Origin of the sequence: Sporosarcina sp. GW1-11 (genome assembly GCF_033088395.1) — a bacterium.
GTDB lineage: Bacteria > Bacillota > Bacilli > Bacillales_A > Planococcaceae > Sporosarcina.
This window is the reverse complement of sequence record NZ_JAPMIW010000034.1, coordinates 1-10,670: the sequence shown is the minus strand read 5'-3', so window position 1 is coordinate 10,670 and position 10,670 is coordinate 1. Positions and strand designations below refer to the sequence as shown.

15 protein-coding genes are annotated in these 10,670 nt (G+C 43.6%); 7 read left to right on the top strand and 8 right to left on the bottom strand.

The genetic code is table 11. From position 1 onward, the window contains the following. The coding region (locus ORD22_RS14665) for an HD domain-containing protein (protein WP_317646892.1) at window positions 1-972 on the bottom strand (972 nt) is incomplete at its 3' end. Between the two features lie 236 nt (window positions 973-1,208). Between ORD22_RS14665 and ORD22_RS14660 the strand changes: the two genes are divergently transcribed. Beyond that, the gene (locus ORD22_RS14660; RefSeq protein WP_317646891.1) at window positions 1,209-1,847 is read left to right on the top strand and encodes an RsfA family transcriptional regulator; all 639 of its coding nucleotides are present in this window, start codon (window positions 1,209-1,211) and stop codon (window positions 1,845-1,847) included. A 15-nt stretch (window positions 1,848-1,862) separates the two neighbouring features. On the opposite strand, the gene lipL is transcribed toward ORD22_RS14660, so the two are convergent. Both lipL and pta read right to left on the bottom strand, forming a co-directional pair. Next, window positions 1,863-2,699 carry an octanoyl-[GcvH]:protein N-octanoyltransferase gene (lipL, locus tag ORD22_RS14655; RefSeq protein WP_317646890.1) on the bottom strand — a complete coding sequence of 279 codons (837 nt, stop codon included), beginning with the start codon at window positions 2,697-2,699 and terminating at the stop codon, window positions 1,863-1,865. A 72-nt stretch (window positions 2,700-2,771) separates the two neighbouring features. Next, a complete protein-coding gene (pta, locus tag ORD22_RS14650) occupies window positions 2,772-3,743 on the bottom strand; it encodes a phosphate acetyltransferase (protein ID WP_317646888.1) in 972 nt (323 codons plus the stop codon). 215 nt (window positions 3,744-3,958) lie between these two features. Here pta and hemQ point away from each other — a divergent pair, with 215 nt between their 5' ends. Both hemQ and gerQ read left to right on the top strand, forming a co-directional pair. Then, window positions 3,959-4,708: a hydrogen peroxide-dependent heme synthase gene (hemQ, locus tag ORD22_RS14645; RefSeq protein WP_317646887.1), complete on the top strand. Its 750-nt coding sequence runs from the start codon at window positions 3,959-3,961 to the stop codon at window positions 4,706-4,708. A gap of 631 nt (window positions 4,709-5,339) precedes the next feature. Further along, complete coding sequence (gerQ, locus tag ORD22_RS14640; protein ID WP_317646886.1) at window positions 5,340-5,684, top strand: spore coat protein GerQ; 345 nt, start codon at window positions 5,340-5,342, stop codon at window positions 5,682-5,684. Window positions 5,685-5,734: 50 nt separating this feature from the next. Here the strand turns inward: gerQ and ORD22_RS14635 are convergent, their stop codons facing one another. From ORD22_RS14635 to ORD22_RS14615, 5 genes are all read right to left on the bottom strand, one after another. Further along, complete coding sequence (locus ORD22_RS14635; RefSeq protein ID WP_317646885.1) at window positions 5,735-6,115, bottom strand: DUF423 domain-containing protein; 381 nt, start codon at window positions 6,113-6,115, stop codon at window positions 5,735-5,737. A 102-nt stretch (window positions 6,116-6,217) separates the two neighbouring features. Beyond that, window positions 6,218-6,472, bottom strand: coding sequence for a YwdI family protein (locus ORD22_RS14630; protein ID WP_317646884.1), 255 nt, complete (start codon window positions 6,470-6,472; stop codon window positions 6,218-6,220). Continuing rightward, window positions 6,469-6,645 (bottom strand): uracil-DNA glycosylase, encoded by a 177-nt coding sequence (locus ORD22_RS14625; RefSeq protein WP_317646883.1) that lies wholly within the window; start codon window positions 6,643-6,645, stop codon window positions 6,469-6,471. The genes ORD22_RS14630 and ORD22_RS14625 overlap by 4 nt, the downstream gene beginning before the upstream one ends. A gap of 27 nt (window positions 6,646-6,672) precedes the next feature. After that, on the bottom strand, window positions 6,673-7,353 hold the full coding sequence (locus tag ORD22_RS14620; RefSeq protein WP_317646882.1) for a uracil-DNA glycosylase: 681 nt from the start codon (window positions 7,351-7,353) through the stop codon (window positions 6,673-6,675). A 5-nt stretch (window positions 7,354-7,358) separates the two neighbouring features. Continuing rightward, complete coding sequence (locus ORD22_RS14615; RefSeq protein WP_317646881.1) at window positions 7,359-8,021, bottom strand: DUF4230 domain-containing protein; 663 nt, start codon at window positions 8,019-8,021, stop codon at window positions 7,359-7,361. A gap of 199 nt (window positions 8,022-8,220) precedes the next feature. On the opposite strand from ORD22_RS14615, the gene thiD reads away from it, so the two are divergent. The 4 genes from thiD to ORD22_RS14595 all read left to right on the top strand — a co-directional run bounded on the left by thiD (window position 8,221) and on the right by ORD22_RS14595 (window position 10,556). Further along, a complete protein-coding gene (thiD, locus tag ORD22_RS14610; RefSeq protein WP_317646878.1) occupies window positions 8,221-9,054 on the top strand; it encodes a bifunctional hydroxymethylpyrimidine kinase/phosphomethylpyrimidine kinase in 834 nt (277 codons plus the stop codon). A gap of 113 nt (window positions 9,055-9,167) precedes the next feature. Next, window positions 9,168-9,518 carry a YojF family protein gene (locus ORD22_RS14605; protein WP_317646877.1) on the top strand — a complete coding sequence of 117 codons (351 nt, stop codon included), beginning with the start codon at window positions 9,168-9,170 and terminating at the stop codon, window positions 9,516-9,518. A 16-nt stretch (window positions 9,519-9,534) separates the two neighbouring features. Then, on the top strand, window positions 9,535-10,206 hold the full coding sequence (bshB2, locus tag ORD22_RS14600; RefSeq protein ID WP_317646876.1) for a bacillithiol biosynthesis deacetylase BshB2: 672 nt from the start codon (window positions 9,535-9,537) through the stop codon (window positions 10,204-10,206). A 23-nt stretch (window positions 10,207-10,229) separates the two neighbouring features. Then, window positions 10,230-10,556: a hypothetical protein gene (locus ORD22_RS14595; RefSeq protein ID WP_317646875.1), complete on the top strand. Its 327-nt coding sequence runs from the start codon at window positions 10,230-10,232 to the stop codon at window positions 10,554-10,556. Window positions 10,557-10,670: the final 114 nt, after the last annotated feature.

Below are 10,670 nucleotides of genomic sequence, written 5' to 3'. Positions count from 1 at the left end.
ATCGAACTCTGCGTACTGGAATAGTCGTCGATTAACGAATCGATCACATAAGTCCGCTAAGATTGGATCCGCTTCATCCATCCACAGCTGGAAATACATCAATAACACACTTTCATCAAGCGCTATATATTGTTTTAACTGAAATTCTTTTTCAAAAAATGATATAAAATGGATCGGTTCTTGTGCAAATGAATAGCCCGTTTCATATAGATGTCTTGCCCGATGCAAAATTTTGATCAAAATCACTTCTGCACTGCGCGACACCGGATGAAAATACACTTGCCAGTACATTTGATAGCGACTCATGATGTAATCCTCTACCGCATGCATTCCGCTGTCTTTGATGACGACTTGATCTTCCGTCGGTCGCATGACACGCAAAATACGTTCCATATCAAAATGACCGTAGGAAACGCCTGTATAGTAGGCATCTCGCTGCAAATAGTCCATTCGATCCGCATCAATTTGGCTGGAGATCAAACTGACGACCAGTTTATCAGGATACGTTTTCGCTATGACATCTGCCACTTTTTGCGGGAAATCAGGCGCGACTCGACTCAGCACTTCATGGACCTCTGTTTGTTCCAATAAAATTTGCTGGGTGAATTGTTCATGATCTAAATTGAATACTTTTTCGAACGCATGGGAAAACGGACCGTGTCCTAAATCGTGCAATAACGCTGCACATAATGTGACGAGTCTTTGATCTTCATCCCATTCGGCGCGGCTACTAAAGCCCGTGTCGATGATGCGACGCACGATTTCATAAACGCCTAACGAGTGCTGGAATCGGCTATGTTCGGCTCCGTGAAAGACTAGATAGGTCGTGCCAAGTTGGCGGATTCTCCGTAATCTCTGAAATTCACGCGTGTTGATGACGTCCCAGATCACGCGGTCCCGGACGTGTATGTAACGATGCACTGGATCTTTAAACACTTTTTCTTCAGGCAGTTTTTCGTTTTGGTACGCCATGTCTACACCTCATCCTTCATTCTTTCCAGTATAGCAAAAAACGACGAGAGGTGACATAGACTCTATGACGGATTTTCGTATTCTCTACACGAATCCGCAATACATACTTGCTTCACACCTTGCTATACCGTCATTTACAACATTTGTTTACTAGAATTTTAGGAGTCTTTGAATAAATGTTTCGATGAATGGTCATAATGGCAGTAGAAAGAGAGTACAAGACAGGAGGCATGGAGATGGTGAAAGTTAGACAAGACGCTTGGTTAGAGTCAGACGATGAGTTGTTAGCAGAGACGGTGTTACGACATGTGAGAGAAGGTAGTACGCAGTTGAGTGCGTTTGAAGAAGTGGGTGACGCATTGAATCGAACAGCTGCTGCTTGTGGTTTTAGATGGAATGCAGTCGTACGAAGAGAATACGAGGGTGAGTTATCAGAAGCAAAGAAAGAGAGAAAGCAGACATTGCGCGTGCTAGGTACAGATTTTAAAAGACGCAATCAGGCGCTCTACAGTCCCGATGCTAATGGGGATGGGCAAGAAAAGATTCAAGTCCCTCTTTCAGCTTTATCCCTTGATACAGTTATTGCGTATTTGATTCGCATGCATCATAACGGGGGTGCTGATACAGATGCACTACGTTGGAGACAGACTGCTAAAACTGCGACAGAGCAACTAAAATCGTTGGAAGCGGAATTGGAAGAGTTGAAAAAAGAGAATCGTACATTGAAAGATGACTATGAACAATTCGTCCAAATCATGAACCGGGCACGCAGATTAATCGCGTTCAATGAAGAAAGCGAGCATGTAGCCCCCTTATTCAAAATGGAGCAAAACGGTAATCTAGTATCATCAAAAGAGCCGCCAACCAGTCACTGATTGGCAGCTCTTTTTTTACGATAACATTTTCTGATTACGATCGACGACACGTTGTAAATAAAAGCCGTACAGTTCGAGCTCTTCATCGGTTAATCCACCTTGTTGAACATCATCCGTTAAAGAGCGCAACAACAATTGCAAGCGAATCACGACTTCATTGACCGTCAATGGTGTGCCAATAATCTCCGATAATGAAGCCATGACATCAGGCCGAATCACAGGATAGCTGAATTTCGTCGGCTGTCCCTGCAAACCTGTCTCATACACGTCGCGAATCAACTCCGCACGCTCCGACCCACTACCCTCAATGCACAAATATACTTGCACAGCTACTCCTTGGCGCAAACGCCGCTGAGAAATGCCGGCAAACTTTTTACCTGCAACACTTAAATCATAGGAACCTGGACAATACGAACCGACAATTTCATAGGCTTCAATCTGTTCTCCTAATTCCGGAAACAGTAACTTCACGAAGGCTAGCATCGCTTCATAACCTACTGGAATATCAATCGACGACTTTTGCTCGGAAAAGAGTAAAGAAATATTCAGTACCCCTTTATCGAGCACAACCGCGAGGCCGCCAGAATTACGTACAATTGCTTGATAGCCTTTGTCTTCAATTTCTTCGATCGCCTGTTGAATAAAAGGCATGCGATGATCTTGAATACCAAGGACGACTGTTCGGTTATGTACCCACGTCCTAATGACAGGGACGCTTTGCTGTTGGCCAACAAGTTGACAGAGCGCATCATCCATCGCAAACGATTCTAGCGCAGAACGACTGCGGGCCGTAATCGATTCATCGATGAAACGCCAAGCTGGTTGATTTAATAATATTTTATCTTGTGACATGTCTAGTTCTCCCATTGTTGTTCATGATGTAGACGCTTCACAATCTAGTATATCAGCTATACATGAATTACGTTATAGGCTTTGAGCTGCTGTGATGAGGGAAAGTTTGTAGACGTCTTCTGCAGAACAGCCGCGTGACAAATCGTTAACGGGTCCATTTAACCCTTGCAAGATCGGTCCAATCGCTTCGTAGCCACCTAAGCGCTCCGTTAATTTATAACCGATATTTCCTGCATCTAATGTTGGGAAAATAAAGACGTTAGCATCCCCTTTAATAACGGATTCCGGTGCTTTTTTCGCTGCAACACTTGGAACATACGCCGCGTCAAACTGGAATTCTCCATCAATCAAAAGTTCAGGCGCTAATTCTTGTGCAATTTTCGCTGCCTCTACTACTTTTTCCGTTTCTTCCGTCACTGCAGAGCCTTTTGTTGAGAATGATAGCATCGCAACACGTGGATCGATACCGAATGCTTTTGCTGTTTTTGTACTTTCCACCGCAATTTCAGCTAATTCTTTAGCTGTTGGATTTACTGTGATTGCACAATCCGCAAAAATCATACGCTCTTCGCCCTTCATCATAATAAAAGCTCCACTCGTTCTTGAAATATCCGGCTTTGTCTTAATGATCTGTAAAGCCGGACGTACAGTGTCTGCTGTCGAATGCGCAGCACCGCTTACTAGGCCGTCTACACGTCCTGTATAGATTAACATAGTACCGAAATAGTTTACATCTTTCACTTGCTCGCGCGCTTGCTCAATTGTCGCCTTACCTGCGCGACGCTCAACGAACTTTTCTGCTAGTTCTTCACTGTAGGAAGCGCTTGCAGGATCGATTAACTGAATTTCAGAAATATCGAAACCGCCTTCTTCCGCTGCTTTTCTAACAGCTGCTTCATTCCCCAATAAAACTGGTGTCACAATACCTTCTTGCTTCAGATGTACAGCTGCTTCAAGAATTCTAACATCTTCCCCTTCAGGCAATACAATCGTTTTTCCTTTACCTTCTAGCGCTGCTCGGATACCATCAAAAAGATCTGCCATGTGCAATTCCCACCCTTTGTTAGTTTTTCCTATTCATCATACCTGAAATCATTGCATAATTCACTAGCAATTTCTAAACTTTCAGACAGCCCTTTAGCATTTCCACAATTTCGTCATACCTTTAGACAGTTTCACCTTTATCCTTAACGTCTAAAGTAGGTTTATGATACACTTGAAGTAGAACGAATTTTTATTTAAAAGGAGACTGAATTCAAGTGAATGAAGCAGCTATTACATTAGACGGTTGGTATGTACTTCACGATTTTAGATCGATGGACTGGGCTTCTTGGAAATTGATTTCAAAAGAAGAGCGTCAAACAGCAGTTAATGAATTCTTAGGCTTTCTTGAGCGCCTAAACGAAGCGGACGAAGCAAAAACAGGAAGTCATGCTTTTTATACAGTCGTTGGTCAAAAAGCAGATTTCATGCTGATGACATTACGCCCAACAATGGACGAAATACAGCAACTAGAAGCAGAGTTCAATAAGTTAGCAATTGCAGATTACACAATTCCTGCATACTCTTATGTTTCGGTAGTCGAGCTATCAAATTATTTAGCTGGCGAATCGGATGAAGACCCATATCAAAATCCATATATTCGCGGACGTCTGTACCCTGAACTTCCACGTAGCCAATATGTTTGTTTCTATCCAATGGACAAGAAGCGCGAAGGCGAAGATAACTGGTATATGTTAGATATGGATCAACGCAAGAGCTTGATGCGTAGCCATGGTATGATTGGCCGCACATATGCTGGAAAAGTGAAGCAAATCATTTCCGGTTCTGTCGGTTTTGATGATTACGAGTGGGGCGTGACGTTGTTCTCGGATGACGTGTTGCAGTTTAAGAAGCTCGTATATGAGATGCGTTTTGATGAAGTGAGTGCACGTTATGGCGTGTTCGGCTCGTTCTTCATCGGTACGATTTTAGCAGAAGACAAGCGCGCTTCGTTCTTCGAAGTGTAATAAGCAAGACCACGAATTCGTTCGTGGTCTTTTTTTATTGTCCTTAGAATGAGGAAATGGGAAGGATACCGTTACGCTGCGTTCCAGGCGGACGCGTTCCCGCGGGCCCGCGGGAGTCGCCGCTTTGCACTACGCTTCACTAGTGTTTTCTTCTGAAGTGAGGGAGTGGAATGTTCAGCTTTGCACTTTGTCTATTCATTTGAATTTAAAGAAATAAAGAACAGACACTAAGTCACTTGCAAACTACGTTGAAGTCTTAAATTATTTGTATTCTAACTATAGGATTGAAGCGAAAGAAAGGGCGACTCCGGGAGGATCAGCGTGCGCCTTATGACCCTGGACTGAGCGAGAGCCGTAGCGTAGTACGGCTTTTGCGAGTAAAAGCGAAGCGTTAGGAGCACACGCACTTGCGAGGGAAGCGGCATAAGCCACGCCCTCCGGAAAGCGTCCCTTTCTGTAGCGGAAATCCCGGACAATTTATAAAGTATCCACTTCTACATCCTTTTAAATCTTTTGTTCATACCCTTCCCCCCTTGCACATAGGATAGACGCAAGGGGGTTTTACAACGGCTTTACTTTCCTACCGAACAAGTCTACCCACCTAGCCAACAAACATAGAAAGGATGTTGAAATGGTTCAATATTATTATCCCGGCTACGGCCAACAGCAAATGGCTCCACCACAAGGAGCTTTCACGGGGGCAACACCGAACACACCTCCGTTTCGAGAGCAATCATACATCGAGAACATCTTACGATTAAACAGAGGAAAACCAGGCGTCTTCCATTTTTCATTCGAACATGCGGTAGAGGCTGGTAAGAATACAAAATCTGTCGCGGGTGTGGTCGAGGCGGCCGGACGAGATCACGTCATACTTAGCGAAGCGAAAACTGGACGTCGCTTCCTCTTCCCGATGATTTATTTCGATTACGCCGAGTTCGGTGAAGAATTAAATTACTTCGATCAAACACCATAAGTGCACAAAAAACCGTTCACGCGCACGTGAACGGTTTTTCGTTATGAGGATCAGTGGCCAAATTTAACAGCTGCGATAATCAATAGAATCCAGCCAGCGATAAACGCTACGCCACCGATTGGCGTGATTGCTCCTAATATACCAATACCGGATAAGCTGAGTGCATACAAGCTTCCGGAGAAGACAATGATACCTATAAGCAATAAATAACCTGCCCACGATAACTGTGTAGAAGGACCGAGTAACGCACTACTCATTAAAATCCCTACAGCCAATAGACCGATTGCATGAAACATTTGGTATTGTACCGCTGTTTCCCAAACAGCTAAATAATGTGCTGACAGACGCTCTTTCAATGCATGCGCACCAAACGCACCTAAACCAACAGCAATCGCTGCGTTAATCGCTCCTGCAATAATAAAAAATGGCATGACAATTCCTTCTTTCTTCCGGCTACTAACGTACATATCGCTTCTATTTTATCATAACAAGACTACGCAAAATGAACGGTTTTCGAACGCTTTGTGGCAGCGTTAAAAATCAAATAATGATTCTCCGTTCGCATCCGCTTCCTGCAAAGGTTGTTCACCAAACGTAACAGGCGTAGGTGCTTGCACAGAACTATGCACTACAGGCACCGGTTGACTTGGTGCGTGATCGTTCAGTACGACATTACATAGTGAACGCACAGCTGAAATTGCTTCTCTTCTCGTTTGTTCAGTACTCGCTTGCTTCGCTACATGAACTTGTTGCTCGATTTCCGCAAGCACTTGTTCTGATGAAATCATCGCAACTTCACTCCTTTTTTCGGTTCAAACTTCATGCATTCCATACCTGACGATTGCTTCACAACGACAGACGGTAACATTTTAGTTTTAAAACCATATGCCTTACACCCTCGTGGATTTTGAGGTTCCCATGTCGTAAAGAAGTAAATGCATTCAAAACAATTGACTGCCATTACTACACTTCCCTTCTATTTATCGTCTCACTCCGCAGACGTTTTCGACCAATCAATTGGCTGCACGCCCCATTCACGCAAATATGCATTCGTTTTTGAAAACGGACGACTGCCAAAAAAGCCTCGTGATGCACTAAATGGACTTGGATGTGATGATTCAATAATCACATGTCTTCTACGGTTAATCAATGCTGTCTTTTCCTGCGCGTGACGACCCCATAGTATGAAAACAATCGGTTCCCTACGCATAGAGAGTTTACGGATGACTACGTCCGTAAACTCCTCCCAACCTTTCCCTCGGTGTGAAGCTGGTGCACCTTCACGAACCGTCAATACCGTATTCAATAATAGTACACCTTGTTTCGCCCATCCTGTCAAGATTCCACTTTCAGGAATCGGTATATCGAGATCCGCTGATAGTTCTTTAAATATATTACGTAAACTTGGTGGAATCTTAACGCCCGACTTCACAGAAAAACTTAAACCATGACCTTGATTTGGACCGTGGTATGGATCCTGTCCTAAAATAACTACTTTGACATCTCGGTATGGTGTTAAATTGAAAGCTGTCCACATATCCATCATTTGCGGATAAATCACATGTGTAGCGTATTCAGACTGTAAAAACTTACGCAATGTTTGGTAATATGGTTTGGCAAACTCATCAGAAAGTATGGTGTCCCAATCATTATAGAATTGTGGGTTCATCTAATTCACTCCTTGAATTCGATTTCCAGCGTATAGCCCGCAAATGAAAACATGTCTTTTAATGTCTTCTCTGCATTAACTTCAGCTGATTGAAGTACGCCCTGTTCTAGCGCTTCTTCTATTATTAATGTCTTCGCTTCATTGGCTAGTTCGTATCCTTCTTTTATATCTGCTTTGCCACGAAATAATCCTTTTACTGAATAGACTTCCACTTGGTCGAAATATAATTCAGCCCCGCCAAAAAATTCAGCATGCGGTAAAATTAAACGGATATTCTTACCGGATTCATCTATTTCCAAATCTTCTTCTGTTAGATTCCCAAGGTCAATCCCCGCTTTAATAGAGCCAGGAATCACGACCAATACATTTCGCTTCGTACCTGGAAAGTTGACACCGATACTTTGACCGAATAATTCATTGTCCGTTCGTTCCACTAGCACTTTCGTGTAAGCTTCCGCTGTAGTCAGTTCTTGTAACGCTTGCACACGCTCGAAGAAAGCCCCTTTTTGTTCAGCAAAAGTAGAGCCTAATTTCATTAGATTAAAACCTATAATCGAGAGAATAATAAGAGCAGCAACTAATAATAAAATAAGAACTATATAGGTTTTTCTCCACGAAGACCATAATGCCAGCGCAAGGTTAAGAACGCCCGTTTTACGTTGATTCATCATTCACATCCTTTCTATTAAAATGTGCAGGAATCAACAAATTAGCAGAAAACACACTTTCTATCTGTACGTTCGTCACGTTAATAGGTTTCATTGGCTACCGTTTAAATCACCTGAAGCGTAATTGGTTTGTATTTCAACAATCTGTGATATAAAATAAGGAACAAGAAAATTTGGTAATTGAAGGGGACGTTTTGTAATGGAATTGAAGAAGACTTTGACGATTGCGGGCTCTGATACGTCAGGCGGGGCAGGGATTCAAGCGGATTTGAAGACGTTTCAGGAGCATGGTACGTATGGTATGACTGCTGTAACAGTGATCGTAACGATGGATCCAGATACTAACTGGGAGCACAGTGTCTATTCATTGCCAATCGATGTCGTGAAAGCTCAAGTGAAAACGGCATTATCTACTGGAATTGATGCGATTAAGACCGGTATGCTAAGTACGGAAGAGATCATTCAAACGGCTGGCGAAGCGATTGACGAATCAGGATTAGACCATGTCGTTATTGACCCTGTCATGGTGTGTAAAGGCGAAGATGAAGTATTAAATCCTGGAAATACGGATGCAATGATTCGCTATTTAATACCAAAAGCTGAAATTGTTACTCCGAATTTATTTGAAGCGGGCCAATTGGCTGGCATGAAAACACCAAAAACGATTGAAGAAATGAAACAAGCTGCACAGAAAATCCACGCACTCGGTTCACGTAATGTCGTAATTAAAGGCGGTAAGCAATTGGATCACCCTGCGGCAGTTGATTTATTCTTTGACGGTCAGACATTCACTTTATTAGAAGCTGAAAGAGCAGACACGTACTATAATCACGGAGCGGGCTGTACTTTTGCGGCAGCCATCACTGCGAACTTGGCAAATGGTATGACGATTAAAGAGGCTGTAGTCGAAGCAAAGCAATTCGTAACCGCAGCAATCACACACGGCTGGAAGCTCAATGATTATGTAGGTCCTGTAATGCATGGCGCGAAAAGCCAGTTCGATACGCCAAAAGTGACGTTAACTGAAGTATAATCACCCGCTATGTGCAAAAGCCAGGAAACTCTTTCTGGCTTTTTGTGCGAGCCATCTAATCGCATTCAAACAGGAATTTCTATATACTTTATTACTATACAAGGAGGATGAGTATGCAAACCGTTGATGTGAATCGTTTACAGGAGTTACTGGACTCTTTTGCTACTAAAGATGTGTACATACATTTAGAGACAACGAATGGATCGTATGCTTCCCATTTTCAAGAAGGCTTTTTCAATGCGGGCGCGTTTATCCGCAATATTGTGATTCGCTATGAACTTGGGAAAGTTACAGGTGACTCCCCTCACCGCGTAGGTCTAAAAATGCCGAGTGGTTGGATTTATGCGCAAGGTATCACGCATTATACACTAGACGAACATAATCGTTTATTGATGGCGGGACTTGGATCGGATGGCAAACTTGCCGTAGCGCTTGAAATTAGCGAAACACCATTCGCTTACTAAGAAGGGAGTTTTTCACATGTTGCAAAAAGAACGACATGTATTAGTTATTTACCCTCACCCCGATGACGAATCATTCGGCAGTGCGGGAACGATCGCTACATATGTTGAAATGGGTGTACCGATTACTTATGCCTGTTTGACACTTGGTGAAATGGGACGAAACTTGGGAAATCCCCCATTCGCCAACCGTGAAACGTTACCACAAATCCGGAAGCAGGAATTAGTAGACGCTTGTGACGCGATGGGTTTAACCGATTTACGTATGATGGGTTTACGCGATAAAACAATTGAATTCGAAGATCCCGAGAAATTGGTTAAGATGATGGCAGATTTAATCGATGAATTGAATCCTTCACTCGTCATCACGTTCCACCCAACATTAGCTGTCCATCCGGATCATAACGCGACCGGTGTTGCTGTGTTAGAAGCTGTTCAACGGATGCCGTCAGATGAACGACCGGTCGTCTATGTTAAAGCTTTCGATAATGATACCGTGAAATTAATTGGCGAACCGCATGTGGTGCATCATGTAGCAGACGCTGCGGATAAAAAAATTGCGGCGTTACGCGCACACGCTTCCCAAACTATTTGGATGCTTCCAGACATGGAGAAGCGTTGGGCTGCGAATGATCAAGATGCATTAGAGTGGCTTCACACCGAAGCGTATTATATTCATACATTTGAATAAATCGAATTGTGAACTAGCAACAAGTGCCGAGAACGAATAAGTTCTCAGCACTTGTTTTTTTGTTTGAAATACTTCGTGTGAAACTGGATATGATTGCAGAACTCAGGGCTATGAGCGCGAAACACAGATCTATGAGCGTGGAGCACAGGGCTATGAGCGCGAAACCAGGGGCTATGAGCGCGAAGCCAGAGGCTATGAGCGCGAAACCAGGGGCTATGAGCGCGAAATCAGAGGCTATGAGCGCGAAACCAGAGGCTATGAGCGCGAAGCCAGAGGCTATGAGCGCGAAACCAGGGGCTATGAGCGCGAAGCCAGAGGTGCCTTACACCCTGTCAAGTAGACATCTTTAGAAACCGCTCACTATTCTCTTTCCGCTTGTTTATTCCGTTGCTATTTCTATCAAAAGGGCGACTTGACATGGAGCCTCCACAGGCATGACTTCCACGTCTGGAAGCCAGCTGTTG